This is a genomic window from Flavobacterium sp. AED (assembly GCF_000812945.1).
In the GTDB taxonomy this organism is placed as follows: domain Bacteria; phylum Bacteroidota; class Bacteroidia; order Flavobacteriales; family Flavobacteriaceae; genus Flavobacterium.
Genome location: NZ_JSYM01000007.1, coordinates 151279 through 177004, shown reverse-complemented (window position 1 = coordinate 177004; position 25726 = coordinate 151279). Strand labels below are relative to the sequence as shown.

Below are 25726 nucleotides of genomic sequence, written 5' to 3'. Positions count from 1 at the left end.
TAATTGCCCAAAGCAATTATAACCTCTTAAGGTGGTTATTGCGGCGGGGCTCACCTCTTCCCATCCCGAACAGAGTAGTTAAGCCCGCCTGCGCAGATGGTACTGCAGTTATGTGGGAGAGTATGTCGTCGCCTTTCTTTGAAGAATCCTATTCATTTATTTGAATAGGATTTTTTTTGCTTTATAGCTTTTTTAGGGATGCTGAAGGAGAATTAGTGACAAAAGTCCATTTTGAATGAGTTAAATAAAGATTAATTTATTATGCTTAAGTTCTGGTTCAGACTTATTTTATAGCATTAAATTGTATTTTTGTTGAACTATATAAAATTACAATATGAAAAAAAATATTTTGTTTTTGACATTTATCATGTCTCTAAATATGCAGGCTCAAGATCGACCTAAATTAGTTGTTGGTATTGTTGTAGATCAAATGAAGATGGAATATTTATATCGTTTTTCGGATGATTTTTCTCCTAATGGTTTTAAAAGATTAATGAGTAATGGATATACTTTCCAAAATATGCATTATAATTATATGCCTACTTATACAGCTCCGGGGCATGCCTCTATTTATACTGGTACTACTCCTTCTACACACGGAATTGTAGGAAATGAATGGTTTAGCAGAAGTCTAGGTAAAGAGATGTATTGTACGGACGATGCGTCAGTAAAAACAATTGGAGATGGTACAGCCAAAGAGGGAGAAATGTCTCCTAAGAATTTGCAAAGCACAACCATTACTGATGAATTACGATTAGCTACAAATTTTAAAGGAAAAGTTATTGGAATGAGCTTGAAGGATCGTGGAGCCATTTTGCCTGCGGGACATTTTGCTAATTGGGCTTTTTGGTTCAGTAAAACCGGAGCTTTTATTTCCAGTTCTTTTTATGGTTCAGCATTACCGGATTGGGTTACACAATTCAATCAGGAAAAAAGATACATGCCTTATATAACTAAAGGTTGGAATTTATTCAAACCTGTAGCAACTTATAACGAAAGCCTCCCCGATGATAATCCTTATGAAGGAAAATTGTACAATAGTATTGCACCTGTATTTCCATATAATTTAAAAGATATGTATGATAAAAATGATGCAGGAATAATACGTTCTACCCCATTTGGTAATAACCTTTTGGCAGAATTTGCAATGAAAGCCATTGAAAAAGAAGAATTAGGGAAAGATAATATCACCGATTTTTTGACAGTAAGTTTTTCTTCTACGGATTATGTAGGTCACTTACTTGGACCAAGATCTATTGAGTTACAAGATACTTATTTACGTTTAGATCAGACAATCGCTGAGTTTTTAGTTTATTTAGACAAAACGGTAGGAAAAGATAATTATTTGCTTTTTCTCACTGCAGATCATGCAGGAGCTGAAAATGCGAACTATCTTAGAGATAATAGATACAACGTAAAAAGCATTAATCCAAAAGATATTATTAAAGGATTAAAAGATTTTTCTATCGCTACTTTTGGAGAGGATTTAGTTTTGAATTATTCTAATTTTAATCTTTTCTTTAATAAAGATATTATTAAGTCTAAAGGGTTTGATTTGAATAAAGTAAAACAGTCTTTTAAAGACTATTTGATGACCCAAGAGCAAGTTAAAAGAGTCTATACTGAAGAAGAAATTCTTGGTTCTACCGGAAATGATTATTATCTTAATTTTATAACAAAAGGATATGATCCAACACAAGATGGAGATCTTGTTATTCTTGATAAAGCTGCCTATATAGAATATCAAGGGACTGGAACATCACATGGAACACCATATAGCTACGATACACATGTACCAGTGCTCTTCTATGGTTGGCATGTTAAGCATGGTGAATCATTTGCTAAAAAATATATAACACAAATTGCACCTACTATTGCTCAAAAAATAAAAATTCCTTTTCCAAATGGAACTGAAGCTAATGTTTTGGAAGAAGTTTTAGAAAATAAGTAAATTTTAATTATTACGTTTAATAAAAAATCCCATCTCATGTTTAAAACGGAGATGGGATTTTAATTTTTATTTAAACAGTTGCAACTATTGGTAATGGAATTTGATTTTTTAATAAATCTTCAAAGGTTTCATGTGCTCTTATTAAATGCCCTTCGCCTTTCATCCACAATACTTCTGCTGGTTTGTATCTTGAATTATAATTAGATGCCATAGAAAAACAATAGGCTCCTGCATTTCTAAAACATAAAATATCACCTTCTTTTATTTCGGATATTCTTCTATTATTTGCAAAAGTATCAGTTTCACAAATGTATCCTACAACAGAATAGAAACGCTCTTTTCCTTTTGGGTGTGATATATTTTCAATATGATGTTGTGAGCCATAAAACATTGGTCGAATTAAGTGATTAAAACCACTATCTATTCCTGCAAAAACAGTTGATGTAGTCTGTTTTACCACATTAACTTTAGCTAAAAAGAAACCAGCTTCACTTACTAAAAATTTCCCTGGTTCAAATATTAATGTTAATTCTTTACCGTATTCTGTACAAAAAGCATTGAATCTTTTGGAAAGTTTTTTGCCTAATTCTTCAATATCAGTTTCGATATCATCTTTTTTGTAAGGTACTTTAAAACCACTTCCAAAATCCAAAAATTCAAGATTCTTGAAGTTTTTTGCGGCATCAAATAAGATTTCAGCTGCATATAAAAACACTTCTATGTCAAGAATATCGGAACCTGTATGCATGTGAATACCTACAATATTCATTTTTGTATTTTCAACAATACGAACCAAATGTGGTAATTGGTGAACGGAAATACCAAACTTACTATCAATATGACCGACAGATATATTTGCATTACCACCCGCCATTACGTGAGGATTTATACGGATACAAACTGGTACAGATGGATATTTTGTACCAAATTGTTCTAAAATGGATAAATTATCTATGTTAATTTGTACTCCCATAGCAGAAACTTCTTCAATTTCTTCCAAAGAAACTCCATTTGGGGTATAGAATATTTTTTCAGGCTCATATCCTGCATGAAGTCCTAGTAATACTTCTTGAATAGATACAGTGTCTAAACCAGATCCCATTTCTTTTAGTAATTGAAGGATAGCTACATTTGAAAGTGCCTTCATTGCATAATTAATACGTAACTTATCTACTTTTGAAAAAGCTTTTGTTAATCTATTGTATTGAGATTGTATTTTTTCAGCGTCGTAAACATATAACGGACTGCCGAATTGTTCTGCTAATTGTAATAAGTCTTTTCCTTGCATTTTGATTCTATTTTTAGGCAAATTTATTATTCTTTATCAATACAAACAAATAAAAGCATTGATTTTAACAAAATATAACAAAATGTTATATTTTAAACATTTAATGTGATTTTTTTGTTTTTTATAACTTTTAAGAAAATAAAAATCCCTTGATAATTAATTTATCAAGGGATTTTGTAAAATTACTTTTTTTTATAAACTAGGTAAATCACCGTTACCTTTAGTTGGTAAATTTGTGAAACCCATTAAATAATTATCTACTTCTCTAGCAGCTTCACGACCTTCAGATATTGCCCAAACAATTAGGGATTGACCTCTTCTCATGTCACCGGCAGTAAATATATGAGGAACATTTGTTTGATAATTATTTGCTTTATAGTTGCTTCTAAAGTCTACTTCCAATCCTAATTGATCACTTAATGTTTTCTCAGGACCTGTAAATCCAAGTGCTAATAAAGCTAAATCACAAGGCCATATTTTTTCTGAGCCTTCTTTTTCTATCAATTCTGGTCTTTGTCCTGGTGTCATTTTCCAAGCTACTTCAACGGTTTTCAATCCTGTTAATTCTCCTTTTTCATTAGAAATGAATTCTTTGGTATTGATTAACCAGTTTCTGTCACAACCTTCTTCATGAGAAGAGGATGTTTTTAATTGTAATGGCCAAAATGGCCAAGGAGTAGTTTCACTTCTTCCAACTGGTGGTTTTGGTAAAATCTCAAAATTAGTAACCGATTTTGCACCGTGTCTGTTTGAAGTTCCAACACAATCCGATCCAGTATCTCCACCACCAATAACGATAACATCTTTACCGGTTGCTTTGATTTGATCCTGAATTGATTCTCCGTATAATACTTTAGTTTGTTGGGTTAAAAAGTCCATTGCCTGAACAACTCCTTTGCTTTCAATTCCTTTTGTAGGTAAGCTTCTTCTTTCAGTTGCACCGCCACATAATACGATTGAATCAAAAGAATTTAATTCTTCAATACTGAAATTTACACCAACGTTTACATTGGTTTTAAATACAATCCCTTCTGCTTCTAAAACAGCAACACGTCTATCGATAATTCCTTTTTCTAATTTAAAATTAGGAATTCCATAACGTAATAATCCACCAATTGCATTGTCTCTTTCAAAAACGGTAACGGTATGTCCTGCACGATTTAATTGTTGTGCAGCCGCTAAACCAGCAGGACCAGAGCCTATGACAGCTACCTTTTTGCCTGTTCTTGTCGCTGGAATTTGTGGTTTTATCCATCCTTCTGCGAAACCTCTTTCGATAATATTTTTTTCAATATTTTCAATAGCTACTGGTTCACTGATTATACCTAATACACATGATTTTTCACATGGAGCAGGACATAATCTTCCTGTGAATTCAGGGAAATTGTTTGTTGATTGCAAAATCTCCAATGCACTTTCCCATTCCTCTTGATGTACCATGTCATTAAAATCAGGAATTAAATTTCCTAACGGACAAGCACTGTGGCAAAAAGGAATACCACAATCCATACATCTTGATCCTTGTTCTTTTATTTTATCTTTTGCTAACGGAATTGTAAACTCATTATAGTTTGATACACGTTCTACAACAGCTATATTATTTTCGTCAGTTCTACTATATTCTTTAAATCCACCTATCTTACCCATGACTATGCTATTAGTTCTTCAATTTTCTTTTCTTCTGCTAATCTTTTCAATGCTTTTTTGTAATCAGTTGGCATTACTTTTATAAAGTGTTTTTGTTGATTTTCCCAATCAGCCAAAATTCTTTTTGCCAATGGACTATTTGTATACATAGAATGATTTTTAATTAAACGTCTCAGTTTAGTTATATCCTCTTCTTCTAATGTTTCAAAAGCAACCATTTCCATATTACACACAGTAGCATCGAATTTTTTATTTGGATCAAAAACATAAGCAATACCACCACTCATACCAGCAGCAAAATTTCTTCCAGTTTTCCCCAGAACTACAACAGTACCTCCAGTCATATATTCGCATCCATGATCTCCAATTCCTTCAACAACTGCTGTTGCTCCAGAATTTCTAACACAGAAACGTTCTCCAGCCATACCATTGATATAAGCTTCACCAGTAATTGCTCCATAAAGTGCAACGTTACCAATGATAATATTTTCTTCTGGTTTGAATGTTGCAGTAGGAGGGACTTTGATAATTAATTTACCACCTGAAAGTCCTTTTCCTAAATAATCATTACAGTTTCCATGAATTTTGAATGACAGACCGTTTGTTGCAAAAGCACCAAAACTTTGTCCGGCAGAACCTTCAAAATCTACTAATATCGTGTCTTCCGGTAAACCTTGTGCACCATATATTTTTGAAATTTCATTACTTAATATTGCACCAACAGAACGATCCGTGTTTTTGATATCAAAAGTAACTCTTGTTTTTTCTTTTCTATAAATAGAAGGAATAGCTGCTTTTATAATTTCAAAATCAAGTACATTATCTAAAGCATGATCTTGTGTTGTTGTATTATGATTTGGAACAACTTTAGCTTTTTCTGGTTTATATAAAATGGTAGATAAATCTAATCCACTTGCTTTATAATGTTTAATAGCTTTGTTGACATTCAATTTTTGAGATTGTCCCACCATTTCTTTTAGTGTTCTAAATCCTAATTGCGCCATGATTTCTCTTAACTCCTCAGCAATAAAATACATGAAGTTGATGATATGCTCTGGAGTCCCTTTGAAATTTTTTCTCAATTCTGGATCTTGAGTAGCGATACCAACTGGACAGGTGTTCAAGTGGCAAGCTCTCATCATGATACAACCAGACGCTACTAACGGTGCTGTTGCAAAACCAAATTCTTCAGCTCCAAGTAAAGCAGCGATAGCTACATCACGTCCTGTTTTTAATTGTCCGTCACATTCTAAAACTACACGACTTCTTAAATCATTTAAGATTAAAGTTTGTTGTGCTTCGGCAAGTCCAAGTTCCCAAGGAATACCTGTATGTTGTAGTGAAGTTAATGGTGCAGCACCAGTACCTCCATCGTATCCTGAAATCAAGATCACATCAGCTTTTGCTTTAGCAACACCGGCAGCGATTGTTCCAACACCAACTTCAGAAACTAACTTAACGTTAATACGTGCTTCACGATTGGCATTTTTTAAATCGAAAATCAATTGTGATAAATCTTCAATAGAGTAAATATCGTGATGTGGCGGAGGCGAAATTAGTCCAACATAAGGAGTTGAATTTCTTACAGCAGCAATCCAAGGCACTACTTTCTCTCCTGGTAATTGTCCACCTTCTCCAGGTTTTGCACCTTGAGCCATTTTTATTTGAATCTCTCTGGCATTTGTCAAATAGTTGATAGACACTCCAAATCTTCCAGAAGCAACTTGTTTAATTGCACTATTTCTAGAATCACCATTTAAGTCTTTTTGGAAACGTTTAGGATCTTCTCCACCTTCTCCAGAATTACTTTTTCCACCAATTCTATTCATGGCAATTGCCAAGTTTTCGTGGGCTTCCTGACTAATAGATCCATAAGACATGGCTCCAGTTTTGAATTTTTTCACAATTTCTGTCCAAGGTTCTACTTCGTCAATAGAAATTGGATCTAAATTATTGAATTCAAATAAACCTCTAATAGTCATTAGGTTTTTACTTTGGTCATTGACCATATTGGAGTATTCCTTATAACTTTCTGGGCTATTTAATCTAACTGCCTGTTGTAACTTAGAAATAGTTGTTGGGTTGAACATGTGTTTTTCCCCGGTTCTTCTCCATCTGTAGATTCCTCCAATTTCAAGTGACAATAAATTGGCCACTTTTGAATTTGGGAAAGCTTTTTGATATCTTTTTTTGATTTCTTTTTCTACTTCCATTAGACCAATTCCTTCAATTCTAGAAGGGGTATAAGGGAAATATTTAGAAGTGAATGTTTTATTTAATCCTAAAATTTCAAAAATTTGAGCAGCTCTATACGAATGTAAAGTTGAGATACCAATCTTATTCATGATTTTAAGGATTCCTTTTGCAATCGCTTTATTATAATTTTTAATCGCATAATCTGCTTTTACACCAGTAATAAAACCTTCATTAACTTGGTCATGAATAATCTCATTTACCATATAAGGATTTATTGCACTTGCGCCATAACCAAATAATAATGCAAAATGATGTGGTTCACGTGGTTCAGCAGATTCAATTATGATTCCAAATTTCGAACGAACTTTTAGAATATTTAGTGAATGATGAATATAAGAACAAGCCAATAACATAGGTATTGGAGCCATTTTTTCGCTCACACCTCTATCAGAAATGATTACAATATTACAACCTTCTGAAACTGCTTTAAAAGTAGCTTGAACTGCTCTTTCCAAAGCGCGTTCTAATCCATTTACTCCTTTTTCGATATCGTATAAAGTAGAAATAGTCACCGATTTGAAATCAGCATGATCAATATTTCTTATTTTATCTAAATCCTCATTTGAAATAACTGGATTTTGGATTTTTAATTTCTTACAATGTTTAGGCTCAATATCAAAAATATTAAAATCTCCTCCAATTGCCAAGCTGATATCAGTAATGATTTCTTCACGAATACCATCCAATGGTGGGTTGGTAACCTGAGCAAATAATTGTTTGAAGTAGTTGTATAATAATTGTGGTTGATCTGATAAAACCGCTAATGGAGTATCGTTACCCATAGAACTTAAGGCTTCGTTACCTTGAGCTCCCATAGGGTTTATGATTGTTTTTAAATCCTCAATTGTATAACCAAATAAACGTTGTCTAGTAGCAAAGTCTATTTTTTCGGTTGGTATTGGATTATTAGTATAAGGAATTTGAGCTAATTGCAATAAATTCTCATCTAACCATTTTTTGTATGGACGTTTGGTAACTACTGAATTTTTGATCTCATCATCTTCAATGATTCTACCTTCGTTCATGTCAACCAAAAACATTTTTCCTGGCTCTAAACGACCATGTTGCACTACATCTTCCGGTTTGATGTCAAGAACACCAATTTCTGAAGACATAATTACGAAACCACTTTTTGTAAGTGTATAACGAGATGGTCTCAAACCATTTCTATCTAATAAGGCTCCAATAACGTTACCATCTGTAAAAGGTATAGAAGCTGGACCATCCCAAGGCTCCATGATACAAGCATTATACTCGTAAAATGCTTTTTTGTCTTCCGACATGGTCTGGTGTTTTTCCCAAGCTTCAGGAACAACCATCATCATTGCTTCTGGTAAAGAACGTCCAGTCATTAATAACAACTCGACAACCATATCCATAGAAGCTGAATCCGATTTTCCTTCTAATATAATAGGGAATAATTTTTTCAAATCATCGCCAAATACATCACTTTGCATCAATTCTTCACGAGCACGCATTCTGCTAATGTTACCACGAAGGGTATTGATTTCTCCATTATGACACATGTATCTAAATGGTTGTGCTAATTCCCATGAAGGAAATGTATTTGTTGAAAAACGTTGGTGAACCAAAGCTAATCTGGTAACTAAATCAGTATCAGATAAATCTGTGTAATAACGGCTAATGTCTTCTGGCATCAACAAACCTTTATATATAATGGTAGTTGTTGAAAAACTAGAAAAATAGAACATATGACTTTCTGAAGTTCTTGAATTTCTTATTGTATGTTCTGCAATTTTTCTTGCAGCAAACATTTTGGCGTTAAATTGTTGTTCTGTAAGGTCCAATCCGTTTTTACCAACAAATACTTGTTTTACGGTTGGTTCTTTTTCAGCTGCAATTTGTCCTAAATTAGAAACATCTACAGGAACATCTCTCCATCCTAGAATTTCTAAATTTTGATTGCGTATAGAATCCTCAAAAGTTGTTTTACAAAAAGCTACTTGGTTTATGCTTTTTGGCATAAAAACCATTCCTACTGCATATTGTCTTGCTTCTGGGATTTCAAAATCACATACTTTTTTAAAAAAGATATGTGGGATATCAAATAATATTCCAGCTCCATCTCCTGTTCTTCCATCTGCACTTACAGCTCCACGATGCTCTAGCTTTATTAAGATATCAAGTGCTTTATGAATAATATCATTAGACTTAATTCCATTCAAATTACAAATAAATCCTGCGCCACAATTATCATGTTCAAATTCGGGCAAATAAAGGCCTTGTTCTTTAACTTTCATGCTTAATATTTTTTTTACAAAATTAAAGATTTAGTAACATATAATGAATACAAAAGCCAAAATGAGCGTATTTTTACAGTAATAGTAGAAAAAGGTGCGATAAATCACAATAATTGTATTTAAATACATTTGAATTGATTTTTCGATAAAAAGAAAACGGATTAAAAGGTCATAAGGCAATAATTTTGAGAGAATTGTTTTACTGATGATTTTTGTTTTAGAATTATAACAAAATGTTTGTTATTTTTTATATTTTTTGCTTCGCTCAATGAATACCTTGAAATGTACAAATTTAGGGGCTACATTTAATAAAAAAAAATAGTAGTTAAGTTTAATTTTGCTATTTTTGTGCCACTTTTATTCTGAAATAAATTCAGAATCCAGACAAATTCTATATTATGAACATACACGAATATCAAGGAAAAGAGATTTTAGCTAGCTACGGGGTTCGCATTCAACGCGGAATCGTTGCTAATAGTCCAGTAGAAGCTGTTGCTGCTGCAAAACAATTAACTACAGAAACTGGTACAAGTTGGTATGTAGTAAAAGCCCAAGTTCATGCAGGTGGACGTGGAAAAGGTGGTGGAGTTAAGCTTGCCAAAAATTTACAACAAGTAGAAGAAATTGCAGAACAAATCATTGGAATGCAATTGGTAACACCTCAAACTTCTGCAGAAGGTAAAAAAGTACATAAAGTTTTAATTGCTGAAGATGTTTATTATCCTGGCGAAAGTGAAACTTCTGAGTTTTATGTTTCTGTTTTATTGAATAGAGCAACAGGTCGTAACATGATTATGTATTCTACTGAAGGTGGAATGGATATTGAAGAAGTTGCAGAACACACACCACATTTAATTTTTACCGAAGAAGTTGATCCTTCTGTTGGATTACAAGGTTTTCAAGCAAGAAGAATTGCTTTTAACTTAGGTCTTTCAGGTAATGCTTTTAAAGAAATGGTGAAATTCATCGATTCTTTATACAATGCATATATTGGTTCTGATGCTTCGATGTTTGAAATCAACCCGGTTTTGAAAACATCTGATAATAAAATTATGGCTGTAGATGCTAAAGTAAATATCGATGATAATGCTTTATACAGACAAAAGAAATATGCTGATATGCGTGACGTTCGTGAGGAAAATCCAATCGAAGTTGAAGCAAAAGAAGTAGGTTTAAACTATGTTGATCTTGACGGTACAGTAGGATGTATGGTGAACGGAGCTGGTTTAGCTATGGCAACTATGGATTTAATTAAGTATGCTGGTTTTGAGCCTGCTAACTTCCTTGACGTAGGTGGAACTGCTGATGCAAAACGTGTTGAAACGGCTTTCCGTATTATCTTAAAAGATCAAAACGTAAAAGCAATTTTGATTAATATTTTTGGAGGAATCGTTCGTTGTGACCGTGTGGCGCAAGGAGTTGTTGATGCTTACAAAAATATGGGTGATGCAATTAAAGTGCCAATCATTGTTCGTTTACAAGGTACAAATGCAGCTATCGCAAAAGAATTAATTGATAATTCAGGAATGCCAATTTTATCTGCTGTTGAATTTCAAGAAGCAGCGGATCAAGTAAAAGCAGCACTTTCTTAATTAGAAAATTATTATATATTAAAAAATCCTGAGTGAAAGCTCAGGATTTTTTTTATGTAATAAATTTATACTGTTGATGATACTATAAATTGCGCTTTTAGTGTTTATAAATAAAATTACTTTGGTTATAAAATAAAGTTATCATAAGAATTCAATTATATGTACGGTATCGAATACCTTTACATTGTGCTAGTCTTAATTATTTCTAGTTTATATTAATCTGTTACGAAATGAAACTTCATATACAAAATAATTTTACTGCCGAGTTACCTGCTGACCCAAGTGAAAGCAATACGCCGAGACAGGTACAGCAAGCTTGTTATTCGTTTGTACTACCTAAAAAACCTTCAAATCCTTCACTAATTCATGCTTCAAATGAAGTAGCAAATGCTATTGGTCTTTCTCATGAAGATATACTTTCAACTGATTTTTTAAATACTTTTTCAGGAAGCACCGTTTATCCGGAAACTAAGCCCTTTGCATTGTGTTATGCCGGACATCAATTTGGGAATTGGGCTGGGCAATTAGGAGACGGCCGTGCCATCAATTTAACCGAAGTTATTCATGACGACAATAAGACGTACACTTTGCAACTGAAAGGAGCAGGGCCTACACCATATTCCCGAACAGCAGATGGTTTTGCGGTTTTGCGTTCTTCCATTCGAGAGCATTTGTGTGCCGAAGCGATGCATTATTTAGGTGTTCCTACAACACGTTCGCTTTCGCTAATGCTTTCTGGCGATCAAGTACTACGGGATGTATTGTATAATGGAAATCCTGCCTACGAAAAAGGAGCAATTGTTTGTAGAGTAGCTCCTTCTTTTATCCGTTTTGGTAGCTTTGAATTGTTTTCTTCTCGAAAAGACTATGTTAATCTCAAATTATTAGCTGATTTCACCATCAAACATCATTTTCCTCATATTCAAGGAGAAGGTGTTGGGAAATATCTGGACTTTTTTCATGAAGTTGCCCAGACTACACTGAATATGATTGTGCACTGGCAACGTATAGGTTTTGTTCATGGTGTTATGAATACCGACAACATGTCCATTCATGGTATCACTATTGATTACGGGCCGTACGGTTGGTTGGAAGATTACGATCCCAACTGGACACCCAATACAACCGATAGACAGCATAAAAGATACCGTTTTGGTAATCAGCCTGAAATTGCGCTGTGGAATTTGTATCAATTGGCTAACGCTTTGTATCCTTTGATTCAGGATGCTAAACCTCTTGAAACTATTTTGGATGCTTTTAGTCTTGATTACGAAAAGAAGTATTTGAATATGATGCAAAATAAACTCGGTTTCCAAATCAAAAAAGAAACTGATGCAATCTTAATTGAAAGTTTAACACAACTGCTTCAATTGGTAGAAACTGATATGACGATTTTCTTTAGAAATCTAAGTACTGTTACTAAAGAGGATACAGCAATAACAGCTTTCAATAAAATAAAAGATGCCTTCTATAACGAAAAGGATTTGAATGAAACTATCTTGAAAGATTGGCACGACTGGTTTGAAAATTATAGTATTCGAATCAATGAAGAAACGCTGTTGGATACCGAAAGAAAAGAGCAAATGAATAGAGTAAATCCGAAATATGTATTGCGAAATTATATGGCACAATTGTGTATTGAAGATGCAGATAAGGGAAATTATTCTTTACTAAATGAACTATTTGAAATGCTTAAAAATCCCTATGATGAACAACCAAATTTTCAAAAATGGTTTGCTAAAAGACCTGATTGGGCTAGAGATAAAGTGGGATGTTCTATGTTAAGCTGTAGTTCTTAAAGTTTTTTTGATGAGACATTTTTAAAGATATAAAAAAAATCCTGAACTCTCGTTCAGGATTTTTTAGTTTAATTTAGTAGAAGTGCACAGATTGCACTACTTATGATTTTTTATTCTTACCGAAATTAAATTTCACTTTCTCGACTACTTGAATTTTTGGATTCCCTTTTGAAAATTGTTTTTTGAATGGTTTCTTAGCAGCAGGTTTTGATTTTGAAGGACTTTCGTCACCTCTTGATTTTTCTTCGTCTCTTGGCTTCGCTTTAAATTCAGCTCTTTCTGAAGCTCCTTCTTTTACAGGAATTTGAGCTTTGTGTTTAGCTAAAACATCGTTTGGATTTTTTGGATTTTCTTTAGTTCCACGCAAGTGAATTACTAAAGCGTTTAAGAAATTGCGTAACACTTGGTCACCACATTCCATATAATTCTCATGTTTTTCATCACGGAAAAAAGCACCCAATTCTGATTTAGTGATTCTAAAATCTACTAATTCTAATATTTCAACTATTTGATCGTCACGCAACATTAAAGCTACGCGAAGTTTTTTAAAGATATCGTTGTTTGTCATCATATTCTAATTTTTTACAAAGGTACGGTTAAAAAGCAATTGCACCACAATTTTAGATTTAGAATTGGTTTTGGTTCAGAATGTGAATTACTTTATCCAAATCTTCTTTTTTGTGATTGGCAGTAATTACAATTCGATTTAAATCTCTGGTGTCTGTTGGGTATTTAAAATTAGTTACAATAATGTTATTCGAAGTGAAAATTTCATTTATTCCTTCGATTTCCGGATAAATTAAGGGGTAATTTGGATCAAAATGAACTACTTTATTTTTAATTAAATGAGTATCTATATAGTTTAAATTGTCTTTTAATTTTTGATGCTGTTGCAAATAAATTGCTGATGCGTCAGCCATAGTTTGTACAAATGCAGCGTTCATTCCGGCACTGGAAACAAAAGTATCGTGAGCTGCCATCTGATTAATAAATTCAGAATCGCTAGCAATTACACCTCCTGTCAATCCAAAGGCTTTACCTAAAGAGGATAGCATGATTTTTCTTTTAATATTGGGAAGATCAATATTCGAAAAAATCCCGCAACCATTCGTACCCATAATTCCAAGCGAATGGGATTCATCTACAACCAAAGTAATTTCTTTATGGGACGGAATTAAATTTAGAACTGAAAGATCGATTGGTTCTATATGAAAAGAAGGAACCGCATCGGTCAGAATCGTAAATTTTTCAGTTACGGTATCCAGTAAACGAGGATTTAATTTTTCTCCAATAAAAAAAGGAAGACTGTTTGCCGCTTTGATAGCAGTATGCGTATCTGGAAAATGAAAAAAGTAATCGGTTTGAGGTATTAATGACTCTATTACTAATTTTCCCGCCAACATACCGGAGGAAACGGTAAGAACAGCATCTGCCTTGATATAATTAGCTAAAAAACGTTCTCCATTTTCGTAAGCAGTCAGTTGAATGTTGGCACTTCTGGAACTTCCGTAAGCCGTTCCCCATTGTGAAATATTTTTGATGAGAAGCTTTTGGAATTCAGGATGCGTTGGTAAACCTAAATAGGCTGTTCCGCCAAAATACAAATAGTCTTCATTGTTGATTTCTATTATTCGATCTGGAAATTGGTTGACTTTCATTTAAAATTAAATTAAAGTTACACCCGTACCATTTAAGTCTGAATAGCTTATTTTTCCAAAATCTATTGTTACACCAGTTGCAATATCTTCTGCCAAAAGCAAAGCCCCATCCATATCCACATAATCCAATTGTGGCAATAAATGAGCAATTGCAGAAATCCCTACAGTTGATTCTGTCATGCAGCCCACCATCGTTTTTAAACCTAATTTCTTGGCTTCCTCAATCATTCGTCTACCGGGAGTTAGTCCGCCACATTTCACTAATTTGACATTTACGCCATGAAAATGATGGTGACATTTAGCCACATCTTCTTCTATAATGCAACTTTCGTCAGCAATTATTGGTAAAACAGAATGTTTGAAAACTTCCTTGTGTCCTTCCCAATTGTCTGCTTTCATGGGTTGTTCCAAAAATTCTACGCCTAGTTTTTTTAACTCGACTGCATTATTTATGGTTTCTTCCACGCCCCAACCACAATTGGCATCAATTCTAAAAATGGCATTCGTATGTTTTCGAAGTTCAGTAACAATGGCAATATCTTCTTTGGTGCCCAGTTTTATTTTATAAATCGGCCAAGGCAATTCCTTCATTTTTTCCACCATTTTTTCTATGGAAGCTATACCAATGGTATAATCGGTCAATGGATTTTTATCGATGTTGTAATTCCATAACTCGTACAATTTCTTTCCTTTTTTACGAGCATACAAATCAGTATACGCCATATCCAAAGCGCACAAAGCAAACATATCATCTTTTAAATACCGATGAATTTTTGCCCAAAATTCTTCCGGTGTTTCATTTGTTGTAGTTTCAATTACAGAACGAATTTTTTCTAAATCCTGTATCATCATTGGAACGGTTGTCTTATAATATGGATTAGATGTTGCTTCTCCAAAACCTGAAAATCCCTCGCTCTTTAATTCTACAATCAATGAAGGTTGAAAGTCAATCGATTCTCTTGAAATCGTGAAGGTATGTTTTAATTTAAGGTTGTATTCTCTTAAGATTAGTTCCATTTGAATCTGATTTAGTACTTAAAATTAATGTATTTATTTTTTAAATTAATAACCGAGCCATAAAACTGCTTTCACAAAACCATCGCGCCATAACTTTTCATTGTGTTGTCCTCCTTTTACGATTTTCTTTTCATTCAAATTGAGGCAATAACACCGTTTAGTGTTAATTAGGTATTCCATTTTATTGAGGTCAACAATCATAGAATCATCGTCACCTTCTTTATCTCCGCAAAGGAAATAATATTTCGTTTTTTGTTTTTTGTTTTTCTCTTCTAATTCGAAAATTTCTTTGCGGTTAATCCAAAAAGCGGGCGAAAAAATACCTGCTTTACCAAACACTTCAGGATATTTTAAAGTAGCGTAAAAGGAAGTCAAACCACCCAAAGAACTTCCCATAATTATGGTATTTCTCTTCTCCCGTTTGGTTCTATAGGTTTCGTCAATTTTAGGCTTCAACGTTTTTACAATGAATTCTAAATAATCAGTTGCTTTTCCACCACCATATTTTTCGTTTTTAAAAGGAGTTAATTCTTCTAAACGTTTGTCGTTTCCATGTTCGATTCCTATAACGATAACTTGTGCATTAAGACTGTCCAGTTTTTCATCGATATTCCATTCACCGCTATAGGATGTTTTAGCATCAAATAGATTTTGTGCATCGTGCATGTATATCACGGAATATTTCTTTTTGGAATTTAAGTAATTTTTAGGGAGATATACCCAGATTTTCTTTGACGTTTTAAGTTGTGGGGCCTCTATAGTAAAAGTAGAAACTTGTTTTGATGCGGTGCTTTGTTGAGCGAAATTTTTTACTGTCGCAAAAAGTAGTATAATAAGAATTAACTTAAGCTGTTGAATCATTATTGGTATTTTGTGTTTTTATTTAAAAAAATCAATATTTTAGCTAAAAATAATAATTTCATGGATACTTACGAGGAAAAAAGAAGCTTACTTTTAGAGATGATTGCTTTTTCTACTGTTGACGGACAATTGCATAAGAGAGAATACGATTTTTTGTTTATTGTTGCCAATGAACTAAATATAGAAAAAGGAGGATTCAATGATTTGTTTCATCAAGAATTACCAAAACTGCCCATTAAATCGGAGTTTCAACGCATCCAACAATTTTACAGACTGGCTTTGTTAATGCATTGCGATGGCATTTTGCACAAAAAAGAAACTGTCGCTATCCAACAGATAGCAATTGACATGGGACTTAATCCAGAGGCAACTAAACGCATTCTTAAGTTAATGAAGGAAGCGCCAAATGCAATTATTAAAGGTGAAGTTTTATTGAATGTTTTTCAGGAACAACAGAATTAAGTTAATTGTCCTTGCAATACTTTTATTTCATCACGTAATTTTGCGGCCTGCATAAAGTCTAATTCTTTTGCCGCTTTTTCCATTGATTTACGTTTTTCGCGTATGCGTTTTTCAATATCTGGTTTTGATAAATATTCTGTAACGGGTTCGGCTGCAGTTGAAAGAGTATAGCCTAATTCATAATCTGCCAAAGGATTTTTTGTAAAAGCACTTTCTATCTTTTTATTTAAGGCTTGAGGAACCAAATTATTTAGAGTATTGTAATTAATTTGTTTTGTTCTGCGATAATTAGTTTCGTCAATGGTTTTTTGCATGCTTGCCGTAATTTTATCAGCGTACATAATTGCTTTTCCGTTCAGGTTTCTTGCTGCACGACCAATTGTTTGCGTAAGCGAACGATGACTTCGTAAAAAACCTTCTTTGTCTGCATCTAAAATTGCCACCAATGAAACTTCGGGTAAATCCAAACCTTCACGAAGTAAATTCACACCAATTAGCACATCAAAAATTCCTTTTCGTAAATCTTGCATGATTTCGATTCGTTCCAATGTGTCTACTTCAGAGTGAATATAACGGCAACGAATATTGACTTTGGTTAAATATTTAGCTAATTCTTCCGCCATTCTTTTGGTTAAAGTAGTCACTAATACACGTTCATCAATTTCGGCTCGAACCTGAATTTCTTCAATTAAATCATCAATTTGGTTTAAACTTGGTCGGATTTCAATAATGGGATCCAATAATCCTGTAGGACGAATTACCTGTTCCACAACGACACCTTCGGTTTTTTGCAATTCATAATCGGCTGGCGTTGCCGAAACATAAATCACTTGGTTTTGCATCGCTTCGAATTCTTCAAACTTCAAAGGACGATTGTCCATCGCTGCCGGAAGTCGGAAACCATATTCCACTAAATTTTCTTTTCGACTTCTGTCTCCTCCATACATGGCACTAACTTGAGAAAGCGTTACGTGACTTTCGTCCACCACCATCAAATAATCTTTAGGGAAATAATCTAATAAACAAAATGGTCTAGTTCCGGGTAAACGACCGTCAAGATAACGGGAATAATTTTCAATTCCGGAGCAATAACCGAGTTCGCGAATCATTTCCAAATCAAAATTGGTGCGTTCTTCCAGTCGTTTTGCTTCCAAATGTTTTCCTATTTCCTTGAAATAATCGACCTGTTTTACCAAATCCTGTTGGATTTCCCAGATTGCACCTTGCAAAACATCTGGCGAAGTCACAAACATATTAGCAGGATAAATCGTCAGTTTGTCAAATTTTTCAAGGACTTTAGAATTCTTTGTGTCGAAACTTTCAATTTCTTCGATTTCATCACCAAAGAAATGAACTCGATACGCCTCATCCGCATAACTAGGATAAACATCTACTGTATCACCTTTTATTCTGAAACTTCCGGGATTAAAATCGGCTTCAGTTCTGGAATATAAACTTTGCACCAGTTGATGCAATAATTTGGTTCGGGAGATGATTTGTCCTTTCTCAATTGGAATCAAGTTTTTCTGAAATTCTATCGGATTTCCAATACCATACAAACAAGAAACCGATGCCACTACTAAAATATCTCTTCGTCCTGAAAGTAACGAAGCAGTGGTTGACATTCGCATTTTTTCCAGTTCTTCATTGATAGATAAATCTTTTTCAATGAAAACGCCGGTTACGGGCATGAAAGCTTCGGGCTGGTAATAATCGTAATAAGAAACGAAATATTCCACGGCATTATTCGGGAAGAATTGTTTGAATTCCGAATACAATTGAGCTGCCAAAGTTTTATTGTGTGCCAAAACTAATGTTGGTCTTTGTACTTCCTGAATCACATTGGCTACGGTAAATGTTTTTCCAGATCCGGTAACTCCTAATAAAGTTTGGAATTTATCACCATCAATAATCCCCTGAGTCAATTTTTCAATCGCTTGAGGTTGGTCGCCCTTAGGCTGGTAATCAGATACTACTTGGAAATTCATTTAAAACACGGACAAAGGTTAAGAGGAACAAAGGTACAAAGTTTGGATTCTTTTTTTACCAAAGTTTTAGCCAAAAAAAAGCCATCAACTATTTGTTGATGGCTTTCCCATAATATAAAATGTTTTTCTAGAAGCTGAAGCTTAATCTGGCAAAAACAAAACGACCGTTTTGACCAAATTGAGATGTGTTTCTTGAATATACAAATTGATTTGCATTAGACAAATCGATTGAATTGTTTGAAGATGTAGTTGTTGAATAAATAACAGCTCCATTAGCATCAACTCCTGAAGCTCTTTTTGCAATTGTTTGAGGTCCTAAATTGAAAGTTGGATAAATATCAAAAATGTTATTAGCTCCTATAACAATTTTTGTTGCACTAGTAATTTTAAATCCTACAGACAAATCAGTAATGATTTTCGCCGCCCATACTGGGTGTTCGTTTTCAACTGCTTGATTATTTACAACAATAGCATTGATAGTTCCATCATTATTTGCATCAGCAATGTTCGGGTCAGTTACTTTACCAAAATAAACGTTTCTCAAGAAGAAATCGAATTTTTTGTAAGAAAGTGAATTCGTTAAATTAGCTTTTACTCTTGGCACTGCTTCTTGAAGATAAATTCTTGAAGATTCAGAATAGTATCTGTTTATCTGACCTGCTGCTTCTAATATAGGTGATGCATGGATGTCGCCTACTTTTTGGGTATTAGAAATGGTACCAGACAAATCAGTTTTTAAAGATAGACCTTCACCTAAACTTATTTTATGGCTAATTACAACATCAATTCCTTTTGATTCCGTGTCAATTGCATTAGCAAAGAAAGTTGCAGCAGTTGCTCCAGCGGCATCAAAGTAAGGTTTTGTAACAGCATTAGAAGTAAATTGATCGGTAAGAACTACTCTGTCATTAATTTTTACAATATAAGCATCGGCAGTTAAAGTAAGATTGGCAGCAGGTATTTTTGCAGTAAATCCAATACTGGCACTTTTAGATTCTTCTTGTTTTAATGTTGGAATTCCCAAAGCTTTTGCTACTGGAGAGTCATTACTGAATGTTCCAACTTCAAATGGTACACCACCTACGAATTGTGTAGCTGTTGAATTAAAATAGATTTGGTGTAATGATGGCGCTCTAAATCCAGTTGAAACAGCACCACGTAAATTGATGTTATCTGTTAATTTATAACGAGATGCAACTTTGAAATTAGTCGTGTTTCCAAAATCAGAATAATTCTCAAAACGAACTGCTCCGTTAACTAACCATTTGTCAGTAAGATCTAATTCTAAATCAGTATAAACGGCATAACTGTTACGTCCTTTGTCAATAGCATTTGCTGGTCTGAAACCTGGGAATACTTGTGCTCCACCTGGTCTTGTAGCCCCATAAAAGTCAGTAACTTTAATGTTAGCAGGAGTTGTCCCGGTAACTACAGCTCCATTGATATCATATAGGTTATATGAATCTGGCTCACCTGCATTGATAGTGAAGTTTTCATGTCTGTATTCTGCACCAAATGCAACGTTTAATCCTTTTAATACATCAAATTTTCTGTTGATATCAAAATTGGTTGTGTTTTGAGAGAAACCTAAGCCACCGGCATCAAATTGAGTAGCAGATTTTTCTCTTAAGGAAGCATTAACTGTGTTTTCGATATTATAGTCAAAAGTGTTTTTCCCAAAAGTATTACTTAAATCAAAATTCCAATTTTCGAATAAAAGACCTCTAAGACCAGCAGCTACAGATACATCGCCGATTGTAGAATGAATTTCTGGCAAAAATCCATTTGGATATAAACCGGTATATGATCTAGCTTGATTTGGTTTTCTGTAAAAACCGGCAGCTTCCCCGGTTCTATAACTAGTTCCGCCAAAAGCATACACTTCTAATTTATCATTGATTGGATAAGCAGCGTTCAAAAAGAATTGTGCGCTTTTCAAAGAAGATTGTCCCACTCTCATATTGAAATCTTTTCTTTCAAGACTTCTATAAGCTAATTCTCCTGCAGTGGCATCAAAATTTAATGCTGTTTGCATTTGAGAAATAGTCGTAGCTCCAGTTATAGCAGTTTGTTGTGCCGTTGTAAAATAACCTACTTGTGGAGCGTACGTTTTAATACTTGAAAGTATTTGTGCCGTATTTGGAGTATTATTAATGTTTCCAAAAAGAGCATTAATATTTGTTCCAGCTTCTGCAGCTCTTTGTTCAACTGCGTTATAGGCATTGAATAAATTACCAGTCACATCTTTTGCTCTGCTTGTAGCATCTCTAAGTTGAAAACTGGCTGTTGCATTAATAAAACTTTTCTCTTTACCAAGACCTGTTCCGTAGTTTAAGTCTAATTGGTAATTACCACCATCAATACCGCCATCGTGGTCATTAGCGCCTTTTGAAAGATTTCCTCCTCCAAAAAGGGCAACATCTAATTTATTGGTGTTTTTCTTTACATTAATATTGATTACACCTGCAATAGCATCAGAACCATATTGTGCGGAAGCTCCGTCTCTTAATACTTCGATTTTTTCGATAGCAAAAGCAGGAATTGCATTTAAATCCGTTCCTACAGATCCTCGTCCTGGGGATCCATTAATATTTACTAAAGAAGAAGTATGTCTTCTTTTTCCGTTAACCAATACCAATACTTGATCTGGTCCTAAACCTCTTAATTGTGCAGGGTCAATGTGATCCGTTCCATCAGCTACAGTAGTAGTGTTTGATGTAAACGATGGTGCAACCATGTTCAAAATTTGATTTAAGTTAACTTGAGGACCTTGTGAAGCAATCTCTTTCATGCTGATTACATCAATTGGCACAGCAGATTCTGTTACCGTTCTGGTAGGATTACGGGAACCTATTACAACAACATCTTGCAATGTTTCACCGCTTCCTGTTAAAGTTACATTTACAATGTTTCCAGTTACAGTTACTGATTTAGTTTCTAAACCTACATAAGAAAATTGTAAAACATCACCCATTTGAGCAGTGATAGTATAATTTCCATCTGCATCAGTCGTAGTTCCTTTTGTAGTTCCTTTTACAAGAATTGTTACACCTGGTAAAGGTTGACCACCATCATCAACTACACGGCCTTTAATAATTTCAGCAGCTATATTTTCATTTAGTGTCGACATAAGGTCTCCATTCATGCCCACTTTTAGAATTCCTTCCTTTTGTAAAACAATTTGATTGCTTACTTCAGTATAATTAATTTTAAGTGGTTTTAAAATACGGGTAAGTACACTTGATAACGCTTCATTATTAGCAGAAACACTCACTTTTTGATTAAATTGTGTCATTCTCGAATTATACGAAAATTTCACATTTGCCAATTTTTCAAGTTTAGTTAACGCGGTATCTAAGTTTAAATCGGTTAGGGTAATAGTTACCTTTGTATCCAATTTTCTTTGTCCTCTGATATTATTCGCTATTGTAACGCTTGAAAAAACAAGGGCTAAAACAAATTGAAATAAGGTTATTTTCATGATTCGAAAGAGTAATCGTTGTTTAAGGACGGTTTTTTTCATAATTTTGGTTTGTGTTTGTTAATATTCTTTTGTTTGGTTATTGAGAACGCAACAATTACTCTTTACAGAGAGGTAATTGATTTAATTCAAGGCGTCGGGAATGTTACAGCATTTTCGGCGCTTTTTTGTTTAAGTACTTTAATTCATAGGCTAATTAGGGTTAGTTGCATCCATCTGATATAATAATTATTTGGTTTCCATTCATTTCATAACTGCTATTGTTCCCAAGACTTTTACAGATAATTTTGAGTTTTTCTGGTAAAGGTTGGTCTCCCAACGATGTGGTAAGATAACAGTCTTTTAATTTTTCCTGAGGAAAATCAATTTTCACCAAATAAGCTTGCTCAATAGTTTTGAAAATTTGGGCAACAGGAATATCTGTAAATTCAAATCGCAATTGTTCAATATTGCTCGTAGAATGACTTAAAGATTCATCTTGCGTTATATCTGTAATTTTATTAAAAATTAAATTTTTACGCACGAATCGTAAGGCTTGATTGGGTAATAATACAATCAATTCGTCTTTTGCGTTTGCGATTAACTGGTTTGATCTTACCTTAACTTTACCGGTACGAACTACCACTTCTATATTTGGCTGATTAGCGTATGCTTTTATTTTAAAACTAGTTCCAACTACTTTAGTGACAATTTCATTAGCAAAGACAAAAAATGGTTTCTGAGGATTTTTACTGATTTCAAAAAAACCTTCACCAGATAAGTAAACCTTTCTCTCATTACCCACAAATATTTTTGGATAACTCAACTTACTATTGGGTTGTAATAATACAGAACTACCATCTGATAATGTTATTATTTGGGGTTTGTCTGAATTATTAGTTTGCTCAACCAGACCCTCATCATTTTCATTGATCAGTTCATTGTAGGTAAGTGTCGAATTTTTAGCACCAAAATGTTGGTTGTAAAACCAGCCGGATAAAAGACCTATAACTAAAATAGCAGCTACTTTTCTAAACCATTGGTTTTTCCAAAGTTTAAGAACTGGTTGTGCTACTGCATTTTTATTTTCTTCTTTTGTTTCAATTTTCATCCAAGTAGCTTCTAATGCGTTTTGAACGGCCTCAGAAGATAAGTCAGTATCAGGAGTTTTCATTGCTAACAGCCATAAACGGGCTTCTTCTACCAATTTAGCACGACTGGAGTTTTCTAAAGTCCATTCTTCCCAGTTTTGTTGGTCGTCTTTGAAACACACCCATAGATGGAATGATTCATCGGCTAAAAAGTCTTCTATTTCAGTATAATTGTTACGGTGTTGCATCAAAAAAAAAGGTTACAATTATATAGAGGACAGTTTTTTTACTGGATACTCACTAAATTCTAATTTTTTTTGATTTTATTTTTTGAAACCTAAAAGACAGTTGATAATAGCAGGAAAATAAGGGAAATACTTCCTTTCCAATCTTTGCGCAGGCATAATAAAGCACGATGTAAAAGATTGTTTGCTGATTGATAATTAATATCAAGCGTATGTGCTATTTGATCTACAGTAAGTTCCTGGTTGTAGCGAAGATATAAGGCTTCTTTTTGGCGAGAAGGCAAATTATTGATTAGTTGATTGAGACGTGAAACTTTGTCAGCAGTTATCTCGTCTGCAATGAGATGATGTTCTATAGAAAAATCAAATAAAAATTTAATGGAATCTATGGAAGTACTTACACGAAAAATACGATCACGTTCTTGTAATCGTGTGATTCGTTTACGAACACTTGCTAGTAAGTATGCTTTTACTACCACTGAATCATTTAGTTTATTTCTATAAACCCAAATATCTGTAAAAACATCTTGTACGCAATCCTGCACCTTTTCAGGAAATGGAATAAATGAATTTCCATAACGAACTAAATGGGAATAATGCTTTTTAAAAAGTATTGAAAAAGCTTTTTCATCCCCTTTTTTTAGATTGCTCCAAAGTATGGAGTCATCTTGTGTTTCGGTATGTAGTAGTTGCCTTTTCACAATTTAGTTTGGATTAGTTCATTTTTTTAATGCTAAATAACATTTGAATTGCTATAAAAAAGGATAATAAAGAGGTTCTTTTTTCTTCCTTTTGAATGTTTTTCTATTTAAAAATGAATGTTTTTTTGCTAATAATTTGATGAATCGTAAAAGAGTATCCTATTGATTATCTATGATTTTCTTAGCAAACTTACGTAAAAATATGCAAAAATTCATTTGTAGGCTTGAAAATATAAAGAAATTCGATTTTTCGCAAATATTTATATATTTTTTTCTGGAAATATTTTTTTTAGAAGTTTAATTATTGATTTAATAATAGAAGCTTTTTATTGATGCTCCATTTAAATAAACAATTTTGTGAATAACGAAAAACAACATGCCAATAAGTAATGAGTATTATCGTTTGGAATGATTTAAAAGTATTTAAAAGTGCTTTTTAATTCTAAAATTTCCAGGCTTTCTGTTGTGCTTCGCTCAAAAAAGTCCAGGCTACAATTCGGCTTGTTTTTTGGCCTTGAGCCATATCAATTGTTTTTACTTCAACTGCGCTAACTTTGTTTAATGTTTTATAAATACTGGATAAATTCTCTTTTTTGGAAACCAAAGTAGTAAACCACAAACAGTTCATAGGATATTTGGCACTTTCGTAAATCATTTGAGTCAGGAAACCTATTTCGCCGCCTTCACACCATAATTCAGTATTTTGACCACCAAAATTCAATACAGGATTTTTAGTTCTGGTATTTTCTAGATTGTTGATTTTTCTTATGGAAGATTTTGTAGCCTCTTCTTTTGAATTATGAAAGGGAGGATTACAAATAGTAAAAGTAAATTTATCCTCGGGTGTAATTATGTTTTTAAAAATAAAGCGACTTTCAGTTTGTAATTGCAGGCTTATGGCATCCATAAGATTTGGATTGTCCTGGATGATTTTTTTGCAATTTTGGATTGCTTTTTCATCAATATCGGTTCCTACAAAGCTCCATCCGTAAGTCGAATTTCCTATTATTGGATAAATACAGTTGGCGCCTATACCAATATCTAAACCTTGAACCGTTTCTCCTTCAGGGATAATTGCGTTATTGCTTGAAGCTAATAAATCAGCGATATAATGAATGTAATCTGCTCTACCGGGAATGGGTGGGCAAAGGTAATTTTTAGGAATATCCCAATCTTGGATCCCGTAATGAGTTACCAGTAAGGCTTTGTTTAGCGACTTTACGGCTTCGGGATTACTAAAATCAATGGTTTCTATATTGTGCTCATTGACAGAAACAAAAGCCTTTAATTCAGGACAATTTTTGATTAATTGTTCAAAATCGTATCCAAATCGATCTAGATTTCTAGGATGTAAATTCGTTTTTTCGGTAATCGCTGTTTGTTTTATTTTTTCCATTTCGGCGCAAAGATAGTCAATCTTTTCTTGTCAAATTAGAGTAAATGGTGTAG

At 33.6% G+C, this 25726-nt stretch carries 16 protein-coding genes and 1 rRNA gene; 5 read left to right on the top strand and 12 right to left on the bottom strand.

Annotated elements, in window-relative coordinates; translation table 11 throughout:
* Positions 1 to 27: 27 nt before the first annotated feature.
* Together rrf and pafA are read left to right on the top strand one after the other, a co-directional pair.
* Positions 28 to 137, top strand: a 5S ribosomal RNA gene (gene rrf, locus OA85_RS16840).
* A 197-nt stretch (positions 138 to 334) separates the two neighbouring features.
* On the top strand, positions 335 to 1951 hold the full coding sequence (gene pafA, locus OA85_RS16835) for an alkaline phosphatase PafA (protein ID WP_039110992.1): 1617 nt from the start codon (positions 335 to 337) through the stop codon (positions 1949 to 1951).
* 70 nt (positions 1952 to 2021) lie between these two features.
* On the opposite strand, the gene lysA is transcribed toward pafA, so the two are convergent.
* From lysA to gltB, 3 genes are all read right to left on the bottom strand, one after another.
* Positions 2022 to 3239 carry a diaminopimelate decarboxylase gene (gene lysA, locus OA85_RS16830; RefSeq protein ID WP_039110991.1) on the bottom strand — a complete coding sequence of 406 codons (1218 nt, stop codon included), beginning with the start codon at positions 3237 to 3239 and terminating at the stop codon, positions 2022 to 2024.
* A 192-nt stretch (positions 3240 to 3431) separates the two neighbouring features.
* Positions 3432 to 4886, bottom strand: a complete 1455-nt coding sequence (locus OA85_RS16825; RefSeq protein WP_039110990.1) for a glutamate synthase subunit beta — start codon at positions 4884 to 4886, stop codon at positions 3432 to 3434.
* Positions 4887 to 4888: 2 nt separating this feature from the next.
* Positions 4889 to 9403, bottom strand: coding sequence for a glutamate synthase large subunit (gene gltB / locus OA85_RS16820; RefSeq protein WP_039110989.1), 4515 nt, complete (start codon positions 9401 to 9403; stop codon positions 4889 to 4891).
* A 398-nt stretch (positions 9404 to 9801) separates the two neighbouring features.
* Here gltB and sucC point away from each other — a divergent pair, with 398 nt between their 5' ends.
* Positions 9802 to 10995, top strand: a complete 1194-nt coding sequence (gene sucC, locus OA85_RS16815) for an ADP-forming succinate--CoA ligase subunit beta (protein WP_039110988.1) — start codon at positions 9802 to 9804, stop codon at positions 10993 to 10995.
* A gap of 230 nt (positions 10996 to 11225) precedes the next feature.
* A complete protein-coding gene (locus tag OA85_RS16810; protein ID WP_039110987.1) occupies positions 11226 to 12794 on the top strand; it encodes a YdiU family protein in 1569 nt (522 codons plus the stop codon).
* A gap of 100 nt (positions 12795 to 12894) precedes the next feature.
* Here the strand turns inward: OA85_RS16810 and OA85_RS16805 are convergent, their stop codons facing one another.
* Genes OA85_RS16805 through OA85_RS16790 form a run of 4 tightly spaced genes read right to left on the bottom strand, consistent with a single transcriptional unit; the run spans position 12895 to position 16330 of the window.
* Positions 12895 to 13362, bottom strand: coding sequence for a DUF1456 family protein (locus tag OA85_RS16805; RefSeq protein WP_039110986.1), 468 nt, complete (start codon positions 13360 to 13362; stop codon positions 12895 to 12897).
* Positions 13363 to 13420: 58 nt separating this feature from the next.
* On the bottom strand, positions 13421 to 14452 hold the full coding sequence (locus tag OA85_RS16800; RefSeq protein WP_039110985.1) for an aminotransferase class I/II-fold pyridoxal phosphate-dependent enzyme: 1032 nt from the start codon (positions 14450 to 14452) through the stop codon (positions 13421 to 13423).
* 6 nt (positions 14453 to 14458) lie between these two features.
* Positions 14459 to 15469 carry a dipeptide epimerase gene (locus OA85_RS16795; RefSeq protein WP_039110984.1) on the bottom strand — a complete coding sequence of 337 codons (1011 nt, stop codon included), beginning with the start codon at positions 15467 to 15469 and terminating at the stop codon, positions 14459 to 14461.
* A 45-nt stretch (positions 15470 to 15514) separates the two neighbouring features.
* Positions 15515 to 16330 carry an alpha/beta hydrolase gene (locus tag OA85_RS16790; protein ID WP_039110983.1) on the bottom strand — a complete coding sequence of 272 codons (816 nt, stop codon included), beginning with the start codon at positions 16328 to 16330 and terminating at the stop codon, positions 15515 to 15517.
* 60 nt (positions 16331 to 16390) lie between these two features.
* Between OA85_RS16790 and OA85_RS16785 the strand changes: the two genes are divergently transcribed.
* Complete coding sequence (locus OA85_RS16785; protein WP_039111019.1) at positions 16391 to 16792, top strand: hypothetical protein; 402 nt, start codon at positions 16391 to 16393, stop codon at positions 16790 to 16792.
* Here OA85_RS16785 and uvrB read toward each other — a convergent pair.
* The 5 genes from uvrB to rlmF form a co-directional block, all read right to left on the bottom strand.
* A complete protein-coding gene (gene uvrB, locus OA85_RS16780; RefSeq protein ID WP_039110982.1) occupies positions 16789 to 18780 on the bottom strand; it encodes an excinuclease ABC subunit UvrB in 1992 nt (663 codons plus the stop codon). The two genes, OA85_RS16785 and uvrB, sit on opposite strands and share 4 nt — an antisense overlap.
* A gap of 127 nt (positions 18781 to 18907) precedes the next feature.
* Positions 18908 to 22303 (bottom strand): TonB-dependent receptor domain-containing protein, encoded by a 3396-nt coding sequence (locus OA85_RS16775; protein WP_369699896.1) that lies wholly within the window; start codon positions 22301 to 22303, stop codon positions 18908 to 18910.
* Between the two features lie 160 nt (positions 22304 to 22463).
* Positions 22464 to 23579, bottom strand: coding sequence for a FecR family protein (locus OA85_RS16770; RefSeq protein WP_039110981.1), 1116 nt, complete (start codon positions 23577 to 23579; stop codon positions 22464 to 22466).
* 89 nt (positions 23580 to 23668) lie between these two features.
* A complete protein-coding gene (locus tag OA85_RS16765; RefSeq protein ID WP_039110980.1) occupies positions 23669 to 24277 on the bottom strand; it encodes an RNA polymerase sigma factor in 609 nt (202 codons plus the stop codon).
* 442 nt (positions 24278 to 24719) lie between these two features.
* Positions 24720 to 25673 (bottom strand): 23S rRNA (adenine(1618)-N(6))-methyltransferase RlmF, encoded by a 954-nt coding sequence (gene rlmF, locus OA85_RS16760; protein ID WP_039110979.1) that lies wholly within the window; start codon positions 25671 to 25673, stop codon positions 24720 to 24722.
* Positions 25674 to 25726 lie beyond the last annotated feature (53 nt).

Coding starts and splice junctions, on each gene's coding strand:
- OA85_RS16775 (WP_369699896.1), bottom strand. CDS start 22,303: ATGAAAAAAACCGTCCTTAAACAACGATTACTCTTTCGAATCATGAAA.
- OA85_RS16790 (WP_039110983.1), bottom strand. CDS start 16,330: ATGATTCAACAGCTTAAGTTAATTCTTATTATACTACTTTTTGCGACA.
- OA85_RS16770 (WP_039110981.1), bottom strand. CDS start 23,579: ATGCAACACCGTAACAATTATACTGAAATAGAAGACTTTTTAGCCGAT.
- OA85_RS16785 (WP_039111019.1), top strand. CDS start 16,391: ATGGATACTTACGAGGAAAAAAGAAGCTTACTTTTAGAGATGATTGCT.
- sucC (WP_039110988.1), top strand. CDS start 9,802: ATGAACATACACGAATATCAAGGAAAAGAGATTTTAGCTAGCTACGGG.
- OA85_RS16810 (WP_039110987.1), top strand. CDS start 11,226: ATGAAACTTCATATACAAAATAATTTTACTGCCGAGTTACCTGCTGAC.
- gltB (WP_039110989.1), bottom strand. CDS start 9,403: ATGAAAGTTAAAGAACAAGGCCTTTATTTGCCCGAATTTGAACATGAT.
- OA85_RS16805 (WP_039110986.1), bottom strand. CDS start 13,362: ATGACAAACAACGATATCTTTAAAAAACTTCGCGTAGCTTTAATGTTG.
- rlmF (WP_039110979.1), bottom strand. CDS start 25,673: ATGGAAAAAATAAAACAAACAGCGATTACCGAAAAAACGAATTTACAT.
- OA85_RS16825 (WP_039110990.1), bottom strand. CDS start 4,886: ATGGGTAAGATAGGTGGATTTAAAGAATATAGTAGAACTGACGAAAAT.
- OA85_RS16800 (WP_039110985.1), bottom strand. CDS start 14,452: ATGAAAGTCAACCAATTTCCAGATCGAATAATAGAAATCAACAATGAA.
- uvrB (WP_039110982.1), bottom strand. CDS start 18,780: ATGAATTTCCAAGTAGTATCTGATTACCAGCCTAAGGGCGACCAACCT.
- lysA (WP_039110991.1), bottom strand. CDS start 3,239: ATGCAAGGAAAAGACTTATTACAATTAGCAGAACAATTCGGCAGTCCG.
- OA85_RS16795 (WP_039110984.1), bottom strand. CDS start 15,469: ATGGAACTAATCTTAAGAGAATACAACCTTAAATTAAAACATACCTTC.
- pafA (WP_039110992.1), top strand. CDS start 335: ATGAAAAAAAATATTTTGTTTTTGACATTTATCATGTCTCTAAATATG.